Here is a 21,349-nt window from a genome sequence, read left to right on the forward strand (position 1 = left end):
TCTAAAATGATACGCCTTAAATACCCTCACGAAGACCATTCAATCTACGAAGCGCGAATCAGTCAACTGAGTGAAGCGCAAATCGACCAACTGGTGGAACGTTTTTTGGAATCGACCAGCCTAAAGCAAATGTTCAGCACGCTCGACAAAAAAGTGTGACAAACCAGTAGCCAACCACGCATGCATAGAACCCCCGCGTCATATGCGGGGATCGACGTGGCAATCTCCAGCCAACCGCGCACACCCCGGTCATTCCGGCGAAGGCCGGAATCTCAAGCCGACTTCGCAAAACCACAACAGATCCCGGCCTACTCCGGGGTGACGTAAAGAAAGAGTGGGATGACAAAAATAAACGTCATTGCGTACGAAGCGAAGCTTGACGCTATTGAGTTTTTGCACAGCATTGATGTCAGACGAGGCAGTGGCATTTTGTTAAGATACGTGAATATTTTGAAAATGAATGGAGAAGTGTCATGTTGATAGAAACGGCTCAGGCCTGGTGAAATGAAAACACCGAATAATACGACACCAACAGATTTTTACCACGACATTAAAGCGCTACTTCACAGTGCGCGAAACAAGATCTATCAAACCATCAACCAAACCATGACCCAAACCTACTGGGAAATTGGTCGTCGTATTGTCGAAGAAGAACAGCAAGGCCAAGCCCGCGCCCAATATGGCGCCATGCTCATAAAAACGCTATCGCAAGAGCTCACCCAAGAATTTGGCAAAGGCTTTTCGATTGATAACTTAAAAAACATGCGCCGTTTTTATCAGTGTTTTTCAAAAGGTGAGACAGCGTCTCACCAATTCGCCCTAAGCTGGTCGCATTATATCTTCCTAACACGCATCAACAACGCCAGCGAACGCCGTTTTTACGAAATCGAAGCCAGCAATAACCGCTGGAGCCTTAAAGAGCTTAAACGCCAATTCAACTCAGGCTTATACGAAAGACTCCAACTCAGCACCAAAAAAGACAAGGTACAACAGCTTGCCATAAAAGGGCAAGTCATCGAATCACCCTGTGACCTGGTAAAAGACCCCTATATCCTCGAATTTATTGGCTTGCCAGTGCTAGCCAACTACAGCGAAAGCGAATTAGAGCAACGCCTGATCGACAAACTAGAAAGCTTCCTGCTCGAACTGGGCAAAGGCTTCACTTTTGTAGCGCGGCAAAAAAAGATCACCATTGACGAAAAACACTTCTACATTGACCTTGTTTTTTACAACCGCCTGCTAAAATGTTTCGTTGTTATCGACTTAAAAATTGGCGAACTCAAACATCAAGATTTAGGTCAGCTGATGATGTACGTCAACTACTATGATCGCACAGAAAAACAACACGACGAAAACCCAACCATTGGCATCGTCCTCTGTAAAGACAAAAGCAAAGCCCTAGTTGAAATGACACTGCCCGAGAATAACAACCAACTCTTCGCCAGCCAATACCAAACGCTACTGCCCAACAAGGAAGAACTCAAAGCACTTCTAAAGGAAGCAATGGATGAATAACCAAATCACCAAAAAAATCTGCGTTGTCACCGGAACACGCGCCGAATACGGCTTGCTGTATTGGCTGCAAAAAAGCTGGATTTGGCCATTTTTTGCAGCCGACAGGCTCCTAGGATGACTTCAGACCAAATACAAGCAGTGCGCAAGCAAAGCGCCGTGGCAGAAACCACTTCAATCCTATAAGGGCTAAAAGACCCGCTCGCACAACAATAATTCAACAAAATACTAATATTGCCGCTAATATAGTTATATTAGTGGGTGAGCAGGATGGGGTGGCGTGCAAGAATGGTTGCATGCGATAGCTCAATTACAAAAACTAGGCTCTTTGAGGACACGCTATGTTTGATAACAAAACAATTTTTATTACAGGTGGTACCGGCTCTTTCGGTAAAAAGTACACCCAAACCTTGTTAGCGCGCTATAAGCCCAAAAAAATAATCATCTTTTCACGTGATGAGCTAAAGCAATTTGAAATGCAACAGGTGTTCAACGATAGCTGTATGCGTTATTTTATTGGTGATGTGCGTGATAAAAATCGACTGGAAGAGGCGATGGAGGGTGTGGATTTTGTGATACATGCGGCGGCGTTAAAGCAAGTGCCTGCGGCTGAATACAATCCGATGGAGTGCATTAAAACCAATATTAATGGCGCTGAAAACGTGATTCGGGCGGCGATTAAAAACCGTGTACCACGCATTATTGCGCTTTCAACCGATAAAGCCGCGAACCCGATTAACCTCTATGGTGCGACGAAGTTGGCGAGTGATAAGCTGTTTGTCGCGGCCAATAATATTGCCGGTGGTAAGGATACCCGTTTTTCAGTGGTGCGTTATGGCAATGTGATTGGTTCGCGCGGTTCGGTTGTGCCCTTTTTTAAAAAGTTATTGGCACAAGGGGCAACCGAGTTACCGATTACGCATCCCGATATGACACGATTTATGATCACCTTGCAACAGGGTGTGGATTTTGTGTTGAAAAACTTTGAGCGCATGCAGGGCGGTGAAATTTTTGTGCCCAAAATTCCATCGATGAATATGGTGGAACTGGCTAAAGCCATGGCCCCCACTTTGCCACAAAAGATTATCGGCATTCGACCCGGTGAAAAAATGCATGAAATCATGTGTCCAGCCGATGATAGTCATTTGACCTTGGAGTTTGAGGATCATTTTGTGATTTCACCCACGATTCAATTTACCCGCAAACGCAACTATGCTCATAACCTACTAGGCGAACAGGGACACCAGGTTGTTCAGGGGTTTGAATATAATTCAGGCACTAACCAGGCCTGGTTGTCCCATGAGCAGTTTTTAGGTTTGGCGCAAGAATGTTTGAGTGATCAGGATTTATAATGATTCCTTATGGTAAGCAGGCGATAAATCAAGCGGATATCGATGCAGTGGTTGAAGTGCTGCAGTCTGACTATCTCACGCAAGGGCCTAAGGTGCCTGCCTTTGAACGCGCGGTGGCGGGTTATTGTGGGGTTGAGTATGCAATAGCGGTCAATAGTGCGACTTCCGCCTTGCATATGGCCTGCCTTGCGCTGGGTTTAGGCAAGGGCGATTGGCTTTGGACCTCACCCAATACCTTTGTGGCATCGGCTAATTGTGCGCGTTATTGCGGCGCGTCAGTGGATTTTGTTGATATTGATCCGCGTACCTATAATCTTTGTGCTGACCAGCTCGAAGCGAAACTTATCCAAGCCAAAGCCGACAATAAGCTACCAAAAATTGTGATTCCAGTTCATTTTGCTGGCCAGTCTTGCGACATGAAGCGTATTCATCAGTTAAGCCAAATCTATGGTTTTAAAATTATTGAAGATGCGTCGCACGCGATAGGGGGGCGTTATTTAAATCAGCCGATTGGAGCGTGTCAATTTTCTGACATCAGTGTTTTTAGTTTCCATCCCGTTAAAATTATTACCACCGCTGAGGGCGGCTTAGCGACCACCAATCAACCTGAGCTGGCAGAGAAAATGCAGTTATTGCGCAGTCACGGTGTGACGCGCGAAGCGCATTTAATGGACCAGCCATTAGAAGGGCCTTGGTATTATCAGCAGGTTGATTTGGGCTTTAATTACCGCATGACGGAGTTACAAGCCGCGCTGGGTGTCAGTCAAATGACACGATTGGAGGCGTTTGTTGCGCGTCGGCACCAACTGGCGCAGCAGTATAGTGAGCGTTTAGCCGATTTACCGTTCGTTTTACCCTATCAGCATTCAGATACCCATTCATCCTTGCACCTTTTTCCGATTTTGTTACCCGTTAACCTTGACCGTGGCCAAGCCTTTAATGCACTGCGTGAAAAAGGATTGGGGGTCAATGTTCACTATATTCCTGTCCATACTCAGCCTTATTATCGCCAACTCGGATTCAAGCCGGGCGTTTTTCCGCAAGCTGAAGCTTATTATCAACGGGCGATCAGCATTCCGCTGCATCAAGGCTTGACTGATAGCCAGCAGGACTATGTTGTTGAATGCTTAGCCCAGTTGGTTAAAGAGGGGTGAGATGAAACTGCAGACACTTTGGCAATCGGATGCGCATTCGGCCTTTACGGATTTAATTTATTTTAACCAGGCCTGGTACTGCGTGTTTCGAGAAGGCACCACGCACATGTCGTTGGATGGACACATTCTGGTACTCACCTCGAAGGATACACGAAGTTGGGCAATCCATTCCCGACTAAGCTGGCAGGGTGGTGATTTGCGTGATCCTAAGCTGAGCATCACGCCTGACAACCAGTTGGTGATGACCGCTGGGATTCGCTGGGCCGTTTATACCACCCAAGCAAGTCGGCTTTATTCGGTTGGTTGGCAGCTCGATAAGCCTAACCAGGCCTGGTCAGCGCCTGTGCTTGATCAAACGAGCGAAGGAACCTGGCGCTGGGCGACGACTTGGCATCAAGGCATGGCGTACAGTGTGGGCTATTCGGGTTCGGATAAGCAAGGCTGTTTATACCGATCAGAGGATGGGCTACATTGGCGAGCCTGGGTGACGCCTTTTTTCCCCGATGCATCGGTGTTTAGCAATGAAAGTTCTTTGGTGTCTGATGGCAATAACCTGTATTGTTTAACCCGACGCGACAAGGCGGGTGGGGCCAAAGCCGTATTGGGGCAATCCAAGGGGCCATTAACGTCCTGGCAATGGCAAATTTTGCCCCTGTCAATAGGTGGGCCTAAGCTAGTTAAACTATCCAACGGCGAATGGCTGATGGCGGTGCGACGAATTAATTACAAACGCTGGACCGCTAAAACCCTACTCTATAAGCTCAATCCACAAACAGGTAAAGTCAAGCACTGGCGTACCTTACCCAGTGGCGGCGACACCAGTTATGCCGGAATGGTTGAGCAACACGGCCAGCTTTATATTAGCTACTACTCATCGCATCAAGACAATCAAACCAATATCTATCTTGTCAGCTTGCCATTGAAGGTTAAAAAACGAAGTCTAAAGTTTGCCTAGTACCTTTAGGCTTTAGTTTGATAAGTCTTGGCCGATACAGCTTAAAATAACTCGGAATTTAAACCATGAAATGTACAGACCTTATGGCGCGGTTAGCTAAGCAATCACCTCTTTATCAACCGGGCGTGTTTTGGCAAGAAGCCTCAAAAGACATGCTGCAAGATATGGCTGAAGAAGGGTTAGCGTCTTTTAGAAAACTATCCAGCTCGTTATCGTTTTTTGTGCCAACCTATGGCTACCCAGGCAATGCCCTATCGAATGAAACGATGCAATCTTGGCAGGCCTGGTTAGAAGATCAGGATTTACCGGCTAAGCAACACACCTATCTCTCCCAGCTTTTATCTGGATATAGCGCAGCCTTGGCCGACTATCGCACCCTCGCGGCTTCAGAATACGCCAGCAACGCACAACCCGATTTAATGCGCTTTAGCGAAAGCCAAGTGGGTGATCCAGTTGAGCAATTTGAAATAGAGGGCAAGTATTACAGTCGTTCGGCACTCAACTACCTCACTGGACTGAGTTTTTTGAAAAAACATATCGACTTTAAACAGATTAAAACGGTAATGGAAATCGGCGGTGGCTTTGGAACCTTGGGCGAAATCCTTTATAAAACATTGCCAGAGACACGTTATATTGATATTGATATTCCCCCCACGCTTTGCTGTTCTAGCTATTATCTACAACAAGTAATAGGCGAGGGAGCGGTAACCCGCTTCGATGACACCGCTAATAATGAGCAGATTGAAATTGAACAATTAAAGCAGGCGAGTGTGCTGCCATCATGGCAAATAGAAAAACTCCAAGGCAAGATAGATTTGTTCGTAAACTTCATATCGTTTCAAGAGATGGAACCCGATATTGTACAAAATTACCTAAACCATGTTACGCGGTTGCAGGCGGACTGGATTTTGTTGCGAAATATGCGTGAAGGCAAACAGCTTCGCACTCAGCATCGGTTTGGTGTGGACAAGCCTATCTTCTCTGAGGATTATGCGCGCATGTTGAGCGATTATGATTTAATCGAAACCAATGTGATTCCCTTTGGGTTTAAAACGGTGGATGGCTTTCATTCCGAAATCATGCTGTTTAAGCGCAAAGGAGCGGCATCGTGAATATTGCAGTCATTCCTGCGCGTGGTGGTAGCAAACGTATTCCGCGTAAAAACATTAAAGAATTCTGCGGTAAACCAATAATCAGTTATCCGATAGAGGCTGCAATTAAATCAGGTTTGTTTGATCAGGTGGTGGTGTCAACGGATGATGAAGAAATCGCTCAAGTCGCGTTGGCTTATGGTGCTAGTGTGCCTTTTACGCGTCCAGCTGAACTGGCGAATGATTATGCGCCAACGATCCCCGTTATTCAGCACGCAATAAAGGCGTTAGCTATTTCTAATCTAAAAACAGCCTGTTGCATCTACCCAGCGGCGGCATTTTTAACCACAAGTTTATTGACCAAAGCCTATCAATTAATTAATGAAAATGCCGCCGATTTTGTTATGCCTGTTATAGCCTATTCCTGCCCCTTTGAGCGTGCTTTGAAAATGGATGATCAAGGGTTGGTTAGTATGCGTAATCTTGATAACTTAGATCAACGAACGCAAGATTGTGAAGTTTTGTATCATGATGTCGGTCAATTTTATTTTGGAAGTGCACAGGCTTGGCAGAATCCATCCCAGTTTTATGATCGACGTGTTAAATCGATCCAAGTACCAAAGTATCGCGCTCATGATATTGATACACTTGATGATTGGCAGTTAGCTGAATTAGTCTTTCGTCAGTTAGATACTTTGCCATGACAAACCAAGATGCCCCGATTTATATCGTCTGTAATGCAGATAATAGAACCGGGTTGGGTCATTTATTACGCTGTTTGTCTTTAGCTAAAGAATTAAAAATACTTCAAAAAGGTATCCAACTCGTTGGACATTTTTCGCAAACAGCCATTGAGTTTATTGAGAGCCAAAACATGGCTTATCAACAAAGTAACACCCTAGAAATAGCCCAGATTCTTAAAAGTCTACCTTCTAATGCACAGATTGTTCTGGATAGTTATGACTATCAAGCAAGCGATCTCATCGCTTCTCAAAAAACTATTCTTATTGATGATTTCTGCCGTTTGTCACACTATCCTGTGCAGGGGGTGATCAACTTCACAATTAATGCCACACAATATGACTATAAGAAAAAAGGGGCTAAGGCCCAGGCCTTGGGTTTGGACTATTTTTTACCCCATCCAACCTTAAAAAACGCATGTAAAGCCTTTAACCCGACACCTGAAAAACTGTTAATTCTGATAGGAAGTGGTGATCCAACTCATCTCGTTACCAAGCTTATTGAAGCCTTAAATAGTGTTGAATACTGTTTTAAAATTCGGGTGCTCACGGCCAACTCAATCAAGGTTCATACCAAGCATCAACTTGAAATCTACCCACTACAGCGTAATATTAATCTTTTTTATCAATGGGCGGATATGTTGATAACGTCTGGTGGACTCGCCAAGTATGAAGCGGCGTTTGTACATAAGCCTGCTGTCGTGTTTTCTCAAACAGTAGGGGAGCAGGTGGAAACGCTAGATTTCGCAAAAGCGGCCCTATGTTTTGATTTTGGACGTGCCCAAGCATTTGATGGAACGGTTTTTGCTGATAATTTTACAAGATTATTACATGATGTGAAAACGAGAAGATTGGCATATAAACATAGCCAAAAAATGTTTAAAGAGGACTCAGCAGGACGCGCAGCTCAGTTTGTGCAAACTTGTTTAACCAGGCCTGGTTGTTAAGGAAACCTATGAAAAGCGAAATGAACCAACAAATAAACAAGCTTTCCGAGCATTACAATGCGCTTGGCAAACAGCATGGCTATTCACCCGATGCAACGCAACAAAGCAGTTTGGAAACACAGGAAAAACGTTTGAATGTATTATTGGATATGGCTGAAGACTTGACCCATGCGAAAGTGTTAGATTTTGGGTGCGGTACAGGTCATTTATATGCTTTACTCAAGCAACGAGGATTTAAGGGTGAGTATGTCGGCTTTGACATCTCTTCTGAGTTGCTGGCGATAGCCAAACAACATCATCAAAACGAACGATTTGAGTTGAAAAATGTGTTTGAACAGCCAATTGAAGAAACGTTTGACTGGGTTTTTATTAGTGGCGTGTTTAACAATGATATGGAGTATAACCAACGTTTTATGCAGCAGGTACTGAGCACCTTGTTTGCACATGTAAACAAAGGCCTGGTGTTTAACGCCCTAAGCCGTTATGTTGATTATCAGAGTGAAGGTCTTTATTATTTTGACCCAAGCTGGGTGTTTGATTATTGTAAATCGAATCTAACAACCCATGTTCAATTGAATCATAGCTATGAAGTCAAACCAGGCGTGATTCCATTTGAATTCAGTGTCAGGCTTGATAAAGCCCCTTTTAAAGCGGTAGGGCTACATGACTAAAGTAGCGATCAGTCAGCCTACTTATCTACCTTGGTTAGGCTATTTTGAGCAAATCAGTCGTGCAGACTATTTTGTATTTTTAGACAGTGTGCAGTTTGAACGGCGCTCATGGCAATCAAGAAATCGACTAAAGAACTCCAGTGGAAACGATTTTTGGTTAAGTGTTCCAGTGAAAAAACATCAACAAACAGAAATTATTCAAAATATTGAAATTCATTACGATAACAATAAATGGTACTTGCAGCACCTTAAATCGATCAAGTTAAATCTTGCTAAAGCCCCTTTTATCAATGAAGTAATCGAGTTACTCAGCCTTGTATATGAAAAGGAACACACTTGCCTTGCTGATTTAAATATTGATATTATCCAAACTGTAGCACAAAGAATGGGGATTAAAACTCAATTTTTTCGTGCCTCTCAACTGGATTCCCAAGGCACTAGAGCTGAATTATTATTAAATTTGGCATTAGAGTTAAATGCAAATGTTTATCTTTCAAATGCGGGGTCCAGTGTTTATCTAGATGAATCCATCACACAATTTAAAGAACAGGGGGTTGATGTTCTGTATCAAAGCTGGCAGCCTGCTGTTTATGCACAGCGTTATGGTTCTTTTGTTCCTAATTTAGCTTGGGTTGATCCGGTGAGTTATTTAGGTTTTAATCAACAGGAGTTATTTAATGCAGGATCTTTTTAATAATTACCCACTAAGAAGAAATAAGCTCGGATTTTTTGAGGTCAAAGATGAGCCCTTAAAGGACGACCTTGCTCATTATTACTCTCAAAAATACTACCAAGAGACGCCCAGTAAGACTTATGCAAAATCATACGAAGAGACTGAAAAAAAATTAATTGAATTCAGAATTGCTTCACGCTTTAAGGCGTTGCAACAGGTGTATAAGGGGAAGATGCAAAGATTTCTAGATGTTGGTTGTGGTGAAGGTTTTGTTTTAAAGTATTTTTTGAATCAAGGTGTTCATGTTGAGGGGTTAGACTTCAGTCATGCGGGCGTGCTTCAGCAAAATCCAGACTTGATAGATAGTGTCATAACGGGAGATGTCGATCAACTGCTTCATGTGAAGGTGGAGCAGTTACAAACATATGATATCATTTGGTTACAAAATGTTCTTGAGCATGTTATTGATCCTGTCGATTTAATGGCAAAACTAAAAAAAATACTAGCTGATGACGGTGTTCTAGTTTTGACAGTGCCAAATGACTTTTCTCCTCTTCAACTTCGTGCTTTAGATAAGGGTTTAATTGATACCCAGTTTTGGGTAACTCTACCTGATCATCTGAGTTATTTTAATACTGAGACCCTGTTAAATTTTGTAGATCAACTTGGGTGGCAAGTTTTAGACCAACTTGCTGATTTTCCAATAGATTGGTTTGTGATGAATGAACAATCAAATTATGTAAGTAATCCAAAAGTAGGTGTGAACGCTCATCTAGCACGCTTGCACTTGGAAACCTTAATTGCCGAAAATCATATTAACAAGGTTAATCAATTTTATCGTGCTCTTTCAGTGATTGGTATGGGGCGTAATACGGTTCTATTTCTTAGAAAGAATGCTTGAAAAAAGGGGGGAGGGTGAAAACGGATTATCTTATTGTGGGTGCAGGGGTATCGGGTTTAACGGCGGCATTGACGATTAAGTCCGTACACGCGGATGCAAATATCACTTTGCTGGATGCGGCATCAGAGCCTGGGGGATTGCTGCGCTCGGTCGGTTTTGATGAGCATCCCAGCTTGCACTTTGATCTTGGTACACATATTCCTGAATTAACGTCGAATCAAGCATTAAATGCCCTTGTGTTTCCTGAAGAGGTCATTAAGCATTGGCAGCGATTAAGTGAATTAAAAGTGGGTAATTTTTTTAATGGCCAATTAAATCAACAATCCCAATTTTTAAATGTATCTAAAGATGAATCCATTTTCTGTCAAGCGTTGGTTGAGTTGCTACAAACACAACCTTCTGAGATGGCCGACTATTTAAACTTAGAAGAATTTTTAATCGCACGCTATGGGCAAGCCCTGACACAACAAGTGTTTAAGCCTTTGATTTTTAAAATGACAGCCGTTGAGCTGAAAGAACTGGTTCCACAAACGATAAACTTTTATGGATTAGCACGTATTGCATTAGGTAACCGGCAGATAGGTTTAAATCTCAAGCAAATTCCGCATTTAGATCAAGCCTTAGCCTTTAACCAAGATAGCGAAAGACCCAGGCAATCAACCTGGGTTTACCCAGGTGAGCAGGGTGTGGGTGAGTGGGTGAAAACGCTTTATCAGCAATGCTTGGATAAGAATGTCAAGTTTGAATTTAATCAGCGTCTTGAACAAACTGTTAAGCTTAGAGATGGATACGAGATAAGGTTAATATCTGGTGATCAGATTACAGCTGATAAGTTGATATGGACTTTGCCTTTCTATACAGGCTTATCAGGTGGGCAGCAAACGCGATTTGTTAGTCGCTCGATTGCTATTTATCACTTCACCTCTCAATACGCACCGAATACGGCTTGCCATTATATTTATTGTCAGCAAGCGGCTTTTCATAGTTATCGATTGACGTTTTACGACAATGTAGCACCCAAGAATGCAACACAACCTTATAGAACTACAGTTGAAGTTATTTACGATGGTGAAAAGCCTGAGCCAAAGATCATTCAGCAAGAGTTAGTTGAGATGGGGTTGTTTAGCTCGCCAGAATCAATCCAGGTGGCGGGCATTACAACGGTCCCCTACGGTTTTCCAGTTCCAGTGGTAGCACAGCAACAAATACAGCACTCTTTATTTAAGGAAGTAGCAATACAAAATCCGGATGTGGTGTTTACGGGGCGTGGCAAACCTGGTTTGTTTTTTACCACCGATGTGTTGTTAGACGTTTATCAACAAACATCTAAGCTTGCTTCAGTGAAGGGGGGGTAATGTCTATCAGTATTGCGGGTCGAAAAATAGGCCCTAATCAACCGCCTTATATTATTGCCGAAATGTCGGCTAATCATAATGGTGATATTCAACGCGCTTTCGATATTATCAGTATGGCAAAACGGTCGGGTGCCGATGCGGTTAAATTACAGACGTACAAACCTGATACCATTACCTATAACTCAACGGCCGAAGACTTTATGATTCGTGGTGGTTTGTGGGATGGGAGAAATTTATACGAACTTTATCAGAGTGCCTATATGCCTTGGGAGTGGCATAAGCCTCTTTTTGAGTTTGCTAGGCAGCTGGATATTACTCTTTTTAGCTCACCCTTCGATAATACGGCAGTAGATTTGCTAGAAGACCTTAATGCGCCCGCTTATAAGATTGCTTCATTTGAGGCGATTGACTTACCCTTGATTGAGTATGTTGCACAGACGGGCAAACCGATGATTATTTCCACCGGTATGGCGAATCAAGATGAAATTGCTGAAGCTATCGCTACAGCACGAGACGCAGGATGTCGGGAATTGGCGATATTGCATTGCGTGAGTGGTTATCCGGCACCCGCTTCGGATTACAATCTAAAAACACTTGTTGATATGCAGCGTCGGTTTGCTGTTCCGGTTGGGTTGTCTGACCATACGTTAGATAATACTACGGCGATCGCAAGTGTGGTTTTGGGAGGCTGCATTATTGAAAAGCATGTTACCTTAGATCGAGAAGGCGGCAGCGCGGATGATGCTTTTTCGCTTGAAGAGGCCGATTTAAAAAGCCTGTGTGCGAATGCCAAAACCGCTTGGCAAGCATTAGGAAAGGTGGACTATGGATTGCAATCCAGTGAAAAGGCGAATATTAAATTTCGACGTTCATTGTATTTTGTAAAAGACATCCTCAAAGGTGAAGTTATTTCCGCTGAGCATATTAAGAGTATCAGGCCAGGTTACGGATTAGTGCCTAAATACACAAAACAGGTTATTGGAAAAATAGCCTTGTTAGACATTCAAGCCGGTACAGCAGTTAAATGGCATCATATTGAAAATTAAAATAAATAGGGAACAGCATGGAGCATAAGTTAAATCTAGATCAGTGGGTTGAGAATAAATTTGGAGATGTCTATTGCCCCGATATTAATCATTTGACGTTTGATAAACTGCCGGCTGATACCTTATTTGAACGTGATTATGCGCCTTTGTTTGAGCGCGAAGATTATTTATTCATTGTGGTAGGTTCAGATTCTGGATTATTTTACAACTATGCAAAACACGCCGAACTCCCCAAAAATTTAAACTTTATTTTTATTGAAAAACAGAATGTCATTGATCATTGCCCGAATCTTGAGGGTGAAGTCTGGGAGGGGCGGGTACGCTTAGTAAATGAACAGTTTAACTTTGGTCGTTTACTTGAAGACCTCAACGGGTTTATTGTTCGCCGTCGCATTATGTTAATCAAATCATTCGCGGTATTGGACGCGTCTCATGATTCGGTTTATGCTAGGTTTTTTAAAGAGGTAGATGCGCGTTTTACAAGTTTTATCAGTGCTGAGTTTAACTCGCAAAGTGCCAAGGTGTTTGAGGTTGAGCGTTTATATAATCTTGCGCATAACTTGGTGACAGTAAGAAGGCTTGAGGGTAGTTTAGAAGGTTGTGATGCCATTATTATTGGTGGTGGGCCTACTTTAGATGAGTCGATCAAGTGGATTAAACAGCATCAGTCAAAGCTTGTGATATTTGCAGCAGCAAGGGTAGCCAGAAGGATGGCCGCAGAAGGCATTGTGCCGGATTTCTTTGTAACAGTGGATCCATTTCCATGGAGTTATGATAACTCAAAGGCGATACTTAATTTCTCTGAACAGAGTATTTTGGTGTCTAGCTTTCATGCCCAGCATCGCTTGGTGAGCCAATGGCGCGGTCCATTGGTGTTTGCTGGGGAACGTTTTATATGGAAGCATGAAGGTTATTTGAATAATATTACCGCCCCCGGTCCTACGGTCACTAACGCCGCGATGCATATTGCTGTTTCGATTGGTGCGACAAGGCTATTTTTAGCAGGAATTGATTTTTGTTTTGCTGGGGGAAAAACGCATGAGTCTGGTAGCCAAGAGGCACAGTTATCTGATATTTATGGCTATGAGTCAAAGTTGAAGGTTGAAGACAATCTAGGTAATATGTCAGAAACAAATAACGCATTTATGGGTGGGATGGAGGCTATGCAGGCAAGTATTGCCTCTTATCTCCAATATCGTGATATTGCTTTTATTAACCTAGGTTCCCAGTCTGCAAAAATGAAAAATGTACGTTATTTGCCAACTACAGAAATTCAACTGCTAGGTCCTGACAAAACAATAACAATGTTAAATGTTCAAGAAAAAATTCAGTTACCGACATCAGAGGCTCTGGTGTTGTTAGCTGGTTTTGAAAAAGAATTAACCCTACAGTTAAAACGCTTTAAGAAATTGAGTGAGTTTGCCAATGATGCTTTAAAATTGATTCCTAAAATATATGACAAAAAAACCGATCAACTTAGAGCTAAACCCGCGACTCGAATTTCAAAGTTAAAAAAGAAAGTGCTTAATTTAATTGCAGAAGATGGTGATATGTTAGTGAATTATCAAGCGGCTTTTTTTGCAGATACGTTCAAGCATATCGAAGATGAAACGAATATGGTTCATACAGAAGTGGTTGAGCAGCTAGATGCGTTTTTCACTGGCTTAAAGAAATCATCTGGTGATTTTTCTAACTCGATTGAAAAAGGGTTGCAAAGAGTTAGGCTGCGCATAAACGAGTTTGACAATACGTCTAAGCCTTGTCAGTTATATAAAGATTGGCTTGAGTGGCAGGAGTTAGGCAGAGCCTACGACTGGAAAAAACGTCATACAGATGTTGTGCTAGATGCTAAACAAACCGAGTGTTTGCAAAAAGCCATTCATGAGTTTGAGGAGGAGTTCAGTCAAACTGATCATAAGCATACTCAGATGTTACGTGATATGGTGTCAAATGTTGCTACGCTTTACCAGAGAGCAGAAGAAGCTTACCGCACCCGAAATGTAACCGAGTTAAGAGGTTTGTACGACCATGCTAGTAGCATGGAAGCCAAGGATGTCTCACAAAAAGCCTCCTTCGTTCATTTTGTTCAAGCCATGGGCGAGGAATTAGAGGGGGATGTTGAAGAGGCTGTTGATATTTACCTTAAGGTTGAAATGCCGTTTTTCCGCCGAATAGCGCTGAACAAGGTGCTTAATATAAAAATCAAGCAAGAAAAGTATGATGAAGCATTGTTAGTGCTGGAAGCACTTTGTGGGTATTCCCTTGACTTTATGCTGCCTTATGCTGATATGTTAAACCTTTTGGGCAATCGGGCGGCGGCAATGGAGGTGTTAGGTATGTATATCAGCCAGAAACCGAAAGCAATTGACGCGCGTATTAAACTTGCTCAGTGGCAAATCGAGGCGAACCAAACAGCGCAAGCTCAACAAACCTTAAACCAAGTGATTGACCTTAACCCAGAAAATAAAGCAGCAGCGCATTTGATGTCATTATTTAATCATGGTTATAAGGGGGTGGAGTGATTCATGCAAGAAAAGAAAGAGTCATTTACTGCTGCTTGTGATTTTGAGCTAGGCCAGCATCATGTCAAGCGTATATCGAATTATTACCTCTATCTTCCAGATGATGATTATCAGCCTAGGTTGGTTGTTTACATTCCCGGGTTTGGGGATGATGCGAGTGCCTATAGAAAGGTTTTTTGCCAGAAAATTTGTGAGCAATATCGTTTAGTTACGATGACGGTTGATTACCATGGTTTACTTTCACGCTCACAAAAAAAAGAAGATCTTTACTTTGAGCAGGTTGATGAACAGTTGATTGGCCAGTTGCTGACTAAGCATGGTGTAAAACTTGATGGAACCGAATCCGCTCTAGTCGCACTTGAAAAGCTTAATTCGGCGCTTGAGGTCAAAGGTGTTGTGGAAAATATTACGGCTACTTTGTTACCGAAAAAAAAGGAATACCAAAATGGTGGTTTGATGGCTGCCTTAGATATTCTGAATGCAATAAATGATTTTCAGAACAAATATAAGGTTGAAAATCCAGATGTTATTTTAGTCGGGTCATCAAATGGCGGATTTATTGCCAACCTTGTGTCAAAAATTGCGCCAAATACCATTAGCGCCGTGATTGATAATTCATCTTGGGCATCACTGAGCTTGACCTATATTGTCGGTCGTGATTTAAAGACGCCTGAAAGTGCACATTACTTTTGGAGTAATCTTAAGGTTTATTATTATGTTTTATCTGCGTGGACGATGAGACCAAACCTGCCCAATACTTTTTTATCTAGCCATCACGCCATACGAGGTTTTGATGATACTCAAATAAAACAGATGGCTAAGAATGGATCAATTTGCTTTTATTATTTTGCACATGCTATTGACGACAATATCGCACCCACTCAAGCCAAAATTAATATGGCTAAGACAATGATCTCAGAGGGCTTTGATGTACACATGGAAGTTTTTGATCAAGGCGATATAGATGGTAAGCTGGTTAAAAATTTAGAACACGGTATGGGGATGTCAATGCTAACCTTGTTTGATCGTGCTTGGCCGATGGTGAGCAAGAAGCTGACTCAATCCCCAAATGATTTTGTATTAAAATCGAAAATATGCTATGAAGCTTCAGGGGTTGCGTATGGTTTTGATTTTAATGAAAAAGGGGTGTCACCTAATTTGTTGATGTTAGTGAATGAATAAGGATGGTTTGCATTGTATTTACGTCTATCTGAAGAGAAAATTAAATTGCTGAAGTCAACGTTAAAATAACTTTCGCCCAGTGCTTGAGCTTAACGTCGACAACAACGCACTAAATCAACCGTCGTTAACAAATAATTAAAATGTTAAAATACAACGAATGAATGTAAATTGAGGGTAACTATCATGTTTGAAAACGATGTATTTGACACTTGGCTTGATAATAAAAGCAAAGAGATTATTTTAAAGCTGGATAAGGAAAAGCTGTCTAGCGATGAAATGATTATTCTCATGTTAAAGGCGCAAACAAACCATTTTGCGCACCTAGATCAGGATCTGCGAACTGATATGCAAGAGCTCAATTTAAAGTTGAGTAATGACATGCATGCAATGAATGAGCGTTTGAGCAATGAAATGTTAGCCCTGCGTCAAGATATGGATAAACGTTTCGAGCAGGTTGATAAACGTTTCGAGCAGGTTGATAAGCGTTTCGAGCAGGTTGATAAGCGTTTTGAAGCCTTGACTACCCGTATTGATCGTTTCATGATGTGGTCGTTTGGTGTCACGATTACCATTGGCGCGCTTGTTGTAGCGGCTATTCGTTATTTACCGCCTGTCAATTAATCCACTAAACTAAAAACATAGACACATCCCGTGTAACTTGTTATTTCATTGCTGTTAATCTCACAAATACAACCAGGCCTAGGAGCCTGTCGGACTAAAGCCAATCGGCTGCAAAAAAGCTGGATTTGGCCATTTTTTGCCCACTTCCTCGTCAAATAGCTAGCTATTCTCCTCGGAATTGAACAAAAACTGACTCAATCGAAGAAAGCGAAGCTAAACCAGACTTTTTTTCGCTTCGACCGGTTTAGTCCGACAGGCTCCTAGTTGTATTTTTCTAAAAATCACATCTCAACCCTCAAGTTTTTCCTTTGTTGCCGTTAAGTTTATTGAACGCGCTGGATTGATTTTATTTAAGTTTTCGATATAAAAAAATTGAAAATAACATTAAAGAAATTGAAAACCAGTCGTTATATAAAGTGAACAAGATAAATAAATCGATCTAAATCGATAATCAATAAAGCACACATAAACACACAAGGGAGAATTATCATGGCTATGGTAATCAATACAAACATGGGTTCCATTAATGCGGTTCGTATTTTAGATGGGACTTCTCGTGAGCAGTCGACTTCTATGGAGCGTTTGACATCAGGCCTTCGCATTAACAAAGCGGCGGATGATGCGGCTGGCCTTGCGGTTGCGACCGGAATGACTACCCAGATTATAGGCACTGATATGGCGATTAGAAATGCCAATGATGGTATTGGCCTTATGCAGACGCTTGACGGCGCCACAGAAGAAGTTGTAAATATGCTGCAGCGCATGCGCGAGTTAACTATCCAATCAATGAACGGTACTTATAATAATGATAACCGCATGCAGATGGATTCTGAAGTTCGTCAATTGCAAAAAGAAATTCATCGAATTGCCGATACGACTAAATTTAATGGTTTGAATATCATGAATGCCTCTTCTTTTGGAAGTGCGGTTGTGGATGCTAATTTTGCGGCGACATCGGTTACAGAGCTAACTTCTGCAGAGGGTTTTTCAGCTGCAATGCGTTTTCATGTCGGTTGGGAGCACGGCAGTGCTAATCGAATTCCGGTTGCATTAATGGATTTTACTAGTTTAAGCGCGGCTAATTCGGCAATGCGTCTTCATTTATCGGGCATGTCAACCTTTGGCTCGGCTATAGCCTTAGCATCAGCTGCGCTGTCGATCATAGATCAAGGTTTGTCAGTGATTAAAAATATGCGGGCTTATTGGGGGGCGATACAAAACCGTGTCGAATACACTATTTCAAACTTGCAGAATGTAAATGAAAATATCTCGGCCTCACGTTCACGTATTCTGGATGCGGATTTTGCCAAAGAAAGTGCAAACCTGGCTAGAACACAGGTTCTACAGCAGGCGGGTATGTCGATGCTGAGTCAGGCGAATCAGCAATCTCAACAAGTAATGTCCTTGTTGCAGTAAACCCATAATAAAAAATCAAATTTTAGTTTTAAGTACTCGATAACAAGCGTTAAAAAAGGAGAGTTATCATGTCTATGGTTATTAATACAAATATGGGCGCGATCAATGCGCAGCGTATTTTAGACGGTACAAGCCGTGAGCAAACTACATCAATGGAGCGTTTGACTTCGGGTTTAAGAATTAATAAAGCGGCTGATGATGCGGCCGGTTTGGCCGTTGTTACTGGGATGAAAACCCAGTCTATCGGTACCCAGATGGCGATTCGTAATGGTAATGATAGTATCGGTATGATTCAGACGCTGGATGGTGCTACGGAAGAAGTGGTGAATATGTTACAGCGTATGCGCGAGCTAACGATTCAGTCGATGAACGGTACCTATAATATGGATAACCGCGGTCAAATGCAGTCGGAGTTCACCCAGTTGCAAAAAGAAATTCAGCGTGTGGCCGATACTACCAAGTTTAATGGTATGAATATTATGAATGCCAGTACGTTTGGGTCGGGAGTGGTTAGTGCTACATTTGCTAATACCAGTGCAGGTGCGATATCGATTGCAGCGAGTGTGAGCGCTGCCTTTAGAGCGCATGTGGGCTGGGAAGGTGGCAGTGCTAACCGTATTGCAGTACCCTTAATGAATTTTTCTACCTTAAGCGCAATCAATGCTGCAATCGGTATTGGTAACTCAGCTATATCGACATTTGGGTCGGCGATCGCAAAGGCATCGGTCGCCTTGTCAGTGATAGATACTGGGTTATCGGTCATTAAGAACATGCGAGCAAACTGGGGTGCACTACAAAACCGACTTGAGTACACTGTCGCTAACTTACAAAATGTGGATGAAAATATTAACGCCTCTCGATCACGTATCGAGGATACAGATTTTGCTAAAGAATCGGCCAATCTAGCGCGTACACAGGTGTTGCAGCAAGCGGGCATGTCGATGCTAAGTCAAGCGAACCAAGATGCGCAACAGGTTATGACGTTGTTACGATAAGAATTAATTTAAGAGTTTCCTTGTGTGTTAGCGGTCTTTATGACCGCTTTTTTTATTTGTTGAGAAAAAGTTTAAAATTTTTCTAAAGCTTTTCTTTTTGCAGTCGTTAAATAGATTGAAAACAATATAAACCCTTAAGGGTAGTATTTCAAAATGTTGTACTAATCAACAAAAAGGAGAGTCACCATGTCTATGGTCATTAACACAAATATGGGTGCGTTGAACGCACAGCGTATTTTAGACGGCACAAGCCGTGAACAAACTACCTCGATGGAGCGTTTGACTTCTGGGTTAAGAATTAATAAATCAGCGGATGATGCGGCCGGTTTAGCGGTGGTAACTGGGATGAAAACCCAGTCTATCGGTACGCAGCAAGCCGTGCGTAACGCGAATGATAGTATTGGTATGATTCAAACGCTGGATGGCGCGACTGAAGAAGTGGTGAATATGTTGCAACGTATGCGTGAACTGACTGTGCAGTCGATGAACGGTACATATAACAATGACAACCGCAAGCAAATGCAAGCTGAGTTCGGTCAACTGCAAAATGAAATCCAGCGTGTCGCTGATACGACTAAATTTAACGGCATGAATATAATGAATGCCAGCTCATTTGGTTCAGGTGTTGTTGCAGCAACTTTTGGCAGTACTTCTGCAGCAGCCTTATCCACTGCGAGTAAATTATCAGCTACATTTCAAGCGCAAGTGGGTTGGGAAGGTGGGAGTGCTAACCAAATTGGAGTTGTGTTAATGAATTTTTCTACATTAAGTGCGCTTGCAACTACTGTTAGAATAACGGGTTCAGCCTCTAGCACAACTTTTGGTTCAGCAGTAAATATGGCATCGGCAGCATTGTCTGTAATTGATTTAAGCTTATCAGTTATAAAAAATATGCGCGCTAACTGGGGTGCCGTCCAGAACCGATTGGAGTACACTATCTCTAATTTACAAAACGTTGACGAAAACATCAATGCCTCACGCTCACGTATCGAAGATACCGACTTTGCTAAAGAGTCAGCAAATTTAGCGCGTACACAGGTGTTGCAGCAGGCAGGTATGTCGATGTTGAGTCAGGCAAATCAAGGCTCGCAACAAGTCTTGTCATTGTTACGTTAATCGTAGTTAAGGTAATAGGGAGGATAAGCAATGGATATTCAACATACCCAAAGTTCTCCCTCTGCTGTTATGGGTGCAAAAGTCGTGCAGGATGGCGCCGTCAAAGAGGCGTCAGCCGCTGTACCTACCGAGCGCCCTAATAGTGAATTGAAAGTTGAGCCATCAAAGCCGAGCTCGCTGGCGTTAGAGGCTGATAGTTTGGATAGGATTGACCAGATGAATCAGCGTTTAGATCAAATGGGTATTGGTGTTGCTTTTGCAGTTGATCAAGACACAGGGTCTTCAATTGTGAAGGTGGTGGATAAAGCTTCCAATGAGGTGATGAAACAATTTCCGAGTGAGGATGCGTTAAGAATGATGCGAAATATTCAAAACTATCTTGATTCGGCCTCACAAACACAAATTTCGGATGCAAAAGGTTTGACAGGAAGCCTAATCAGTGAAATCATATAGTTATACAGATTGTTTACTATAACACTGTGTTATATTATGGTTTTACTGGAGGTGGGCAATGGAAACAACGTCTATTTCAAGCTTGGCAAGCTTAAATAATATCCGATCTCATAATCAAAATCAGTCCCCATCGGATGAAGCTATGCCTTCGTTTAAAGGGGACTTTTCTTCTTTTCGCTCCGCAGATATTAGAGCTCTAAGTCCATCCAATGTGCGTGCTGAAACTGATACGCTATCTGTTGAGGCTGCTGAGCAGGCCTCTATTGTCGGGTTGGTAGAAAAAGCGAATCAAGCTTTTCGTGCGCAGGGAACAACATTAATGTTTGAGTTGGACAAGGATTCAAATCGTCCGATCTTGTTGATTAAGGATAGTCAAACGGCAGAGGTGATTAGGCAGGTACCCTCAGATTCTTATTTGGATATGTCTAAGAAAATAACCGATTATCTTGAGGGTATATCCGCGACGACTATGCAAAATAACACGGCATCGCCATTGGGCTTGTTGGCGAGCGAGGTCGCTTAAGCGCTTTTTATTGATGGGTTTGCGGAATAAAGCGACAAGGTGTCGCTTTTTTTTTAATGCGGCTTAAGTATTTAAGTTTTGAGCCGATATACTTTTAGAAAATAAAAAATATCGCTAGGCCAGG

The 21,349-nt window shown here is 42.4% G+C and carries 21 protein-coding genes; all 21 read left to right on the plus strand.

The features are described 5' to 3' along the window. Positions 1-504: 504 nt before the first annotated feature. Positions 505-1,515, plus strand: coding sequence for a PDDEXK nuclease domain-containing protein (locus NA59_RS07295; protein WP_044410316.1), 1,011 nt, complete (start codon positions 505-507; stop codon positions 1,513-1,515). After that, complete coding sequence (locus NA59_RS15695; RefSeq protein ID WP_269763836.1) at positions 1,508-1,633, plus strand: hypothetical protein; 126 nt, start codon at positions 1,508-1,510, stop codon at positions 1,631-1,633. The genes NA59_RS07295 and NA59_RS15695 overlap by 8 nt, the downstream gene beginning before the upstream one ends. Before the next feature lie 220 nt (positions 1,634-1,853). Next, on the plus strand, positions 1,854-2,864 hold the full coding sequence (gene pseB / locus NA59_RS07300; RefSeq protein WP_044410319.1) for a UDP-N-acetylglucosamine 4,6-dehydratase (inverting): 1,011 nt from the start codon (positions 1,854-1,856) through the stop codon (positions 2,862-2,864). After that, on the plus strand, positions 2,864-4,018 hold the full coding sequence (gene pseC, locus NA59_RS07305; RefSeq protein WP_044410322.1) for a UDP-4-amino-4,6-dideoxy-N-acetyl-beta-L-altrosamine transaminase: 1,155 nt from the start codon (positions 2,864-2,866) through the stop codon (positions 4,016-4,018). Before pseB ends, pseC begins: the two co-directional genes overlap by 1 nt. A gap of 1 nt (position 4,019) precedes the next feature. Then, a complete protein-coding gene (locus NA59_RS07310) occupies positions 4,020-4,973 on the plus strand; it encodes a hypothetical protein (protein ID WP_052501524.1) in 954 nt (317 codons plus the stop codon). A 65-nt stretch (positions 4,974-5,038) separates the two neighbouring features. Continuing rightward, a complete protein-coding gene (locus NA59_RS07315) occupies positions 5,039-6,085 on the plus strand; it encodes a putative sugar O-methyltransferase (RefSeq protein ID WP_044410325.1) in 1,047 nt (348 codons plus the stop codon). Next, positions 6,082-6,768: a pseudaminic acid cytidylyltransferase gene (pseF, locus tag NA59_RS07320; RefSeq protein ID WP_044410328.1), complete on the plus strand. Its 687-nt coding sequence runs from the start codon at positions 6,082-6,084 to the stop codon at positions 6,766-6,768. Before NA59_RS07315 ends, pseF begins: the two co-directional genes overlap by 4 nt. After that, positions 6,765-7,751 (plus strand): hypothetical protein, encoded by a 987-nt coding sequence (locus NA59_RS07325; protein ID WP_044410331.1) that lies wholly within the window; start codon positions 6,765-6,767, stop codon positions 7,749-7,751. Before pseF ends, NA59_RS07325 begins: the two co-directional genes overlap by 4 nt. An 8-nt stretch (positions 7,752-7,759) precedes the next feature. Continuing rightward, entirely contained in the window at positions 7,760-8,422 is a 663-nt protein-coding gene (locus NA59_RS07330; RefSeq protein WP_052501525.1) for a methyltransferase domain-containing protein, read from the plus strand. Further along, positions 8,415-9,116, plus strand: a complete 702-nt coding sequence (locus NA59_RS07335) for a WbqC family protein (protein ID WP_044410334.1) — start codon at positions 8,415-8,417, stop codon at positions 9,114-9,116. Before NA59_RS07330 ends, NA59_RS07335 begins: the two co-directional genes overlap by 8 nt. Then, complete coding sequence (locus tag NA59_RS07340) at positions 9,100-9,996, plus strand: class I SAM-dependent methyltransferase (protein ID WP_044410336.1); 897 nt, start codon at positions 9,100-9,102, stop codon at positions 9,994-9,996. The genes NA59_RS07335 and NA59_RS07340 overlap by 17 nt, the downstream gene beginning before the upstream one ends. 14 nt (positions 9,997-10,010) lie before the next feature. Beyond that, complete coding sequence (locus tag NA59_RS07345; RefSeq protein WP_044410338.1) at positions 10,011-11,351, plus strand: FAD-dependent oxidoreductase; 1,341 nt, start codon at positions 10,011-10,013, stop codon at positions 11,349-11,351. Beyond that, the gene (gene pseI / locus NA59_RS07350) at positions 11,351-12,397 is read left to right on the plus strand and encodes a pseudaminic acid synthase (protein ID WP_044410341.1); all 1,047 of its coding nucleotides are present in this window, start codon (positions 11,351-11,353) and stop codon (positions 12,395-12,397) included. Before NA59_RS07345 ends, pseI begins: the two co-directional genes overlap by 1 nt. A 17-nt stretch (positions 12,398-12,414) precedes the next feature. Continuing rightward, positions 12,415-14,919: a 6-hydroxymethylpterin diphosphokinase MptE-like protein gene (locus NA59_RS07355; protein WP_044410344.1), complete on the plus strand. Its 2,505-nt coding sequence runs from the start codon at positions 12,415-12,417 to the stop codon at positions 14,917-14,919. Between the two features lie 3 nt (positions 14,920-14,922). Continuing rightward, on the plus strand, positions 14,923-16,101 hold the full coding sequence (locus NA59_RS07360; RefSeq protein WP_044410347.1) for a DUF2920 family protein: 1,179 nt from the start codon (positions 14,923-14,925) through the stop codon (positions 16,099-16,101). A gap of 183 nt (positions 16,102-16,284) precedes the next feature. Beyond that, positions 16,285-16,722 (plus strand): CCDC90 family protein, encoded by a 438-nt coding sequence (locus tag NA59_RS15365; RefSeq protein ID WP_044410349.1) that lies wholly within the window; start codon positions 16,285-16,287, stop codon positions 16,720-16,722. Between the two features lie 489 nt (positions 16,723-17,211). Beyond that, positions 17,212-18,138, plus strand: a complete 927-nt coding sequence (locus NA59_RS07370) for a flagellin N-terminal helical domain-containing protein (protein ID WP_044410352.1) — start codon at positions 17,212-17,214, stop codon at positions 18,136-18,138. A 68-nt stretch (positions 18,139-18,206) separates the two neighbouring features. Next, positions 18,207-19,133 (plus strand): flagellin N-terminal helical domain-containing protein, encoded by a 927-nt coding sequence (locus tag NA59_RS07375; RefSeq protein WP_044410355.1) that lies wholly within the window; start codon positions 18,207-18,209, stop codon positions 19,131-19,133. Positions 19,134-19,319: 186 nt separating this feature from the next. Beyond that, positions 19,320-20,249 carry a flagellin N-terminal helical domain-containing protein gene (locus NA59_RS07380; RefSeq protein WP_044410358.1) on the plus strand — a complete coding sequence of 310 codons (930 nt, stop codon included), beginning with the start codon at positions 19,320-19,322 and terminating at the stop codon, positions 20,247-20,249. Positions 20,250-20,279: 30 nt separating this feature from the next. Continuing rightward, positions 20,280-20,702, plus strand: a complete 423-nt coding sequence (locus NA59_RS07385; protein ID WP_044410361.1) for a flagellar protein FlaG — start codon at positions 20,280-20,282, stop codon at positions 20,700-20,702. Between the two features lie 58 nt (positions 20,703-20,760). Beyond that, positions 20,761-21,225 carry a flagellar protein FlaG gene (locus NA59_RS07390; RefSeq protein WP_044410364.1) on the plus strand — a complete coding sequence of 155 codons (465 nt, stop codon included), beginning with the start codon at positions 20,761-20,763 and terminating at the stop codon, positions 21,223-21,225. Positions 21,226-21,349 lie beyond the last annotated feature (124 nt).

Origin of the sequence: Thiomicrospira microaerophila (assembly GCF_000934765.1) — a bacterium.
GTDB classification, from domain to species: domain Bacteria; phylum Pseudomonadota; class Gammaproteobacteria; order Thiomicrospirales; family Thiomicrospiraceae; genus Thiomicrospira; species Thiomicrospira microaerophila.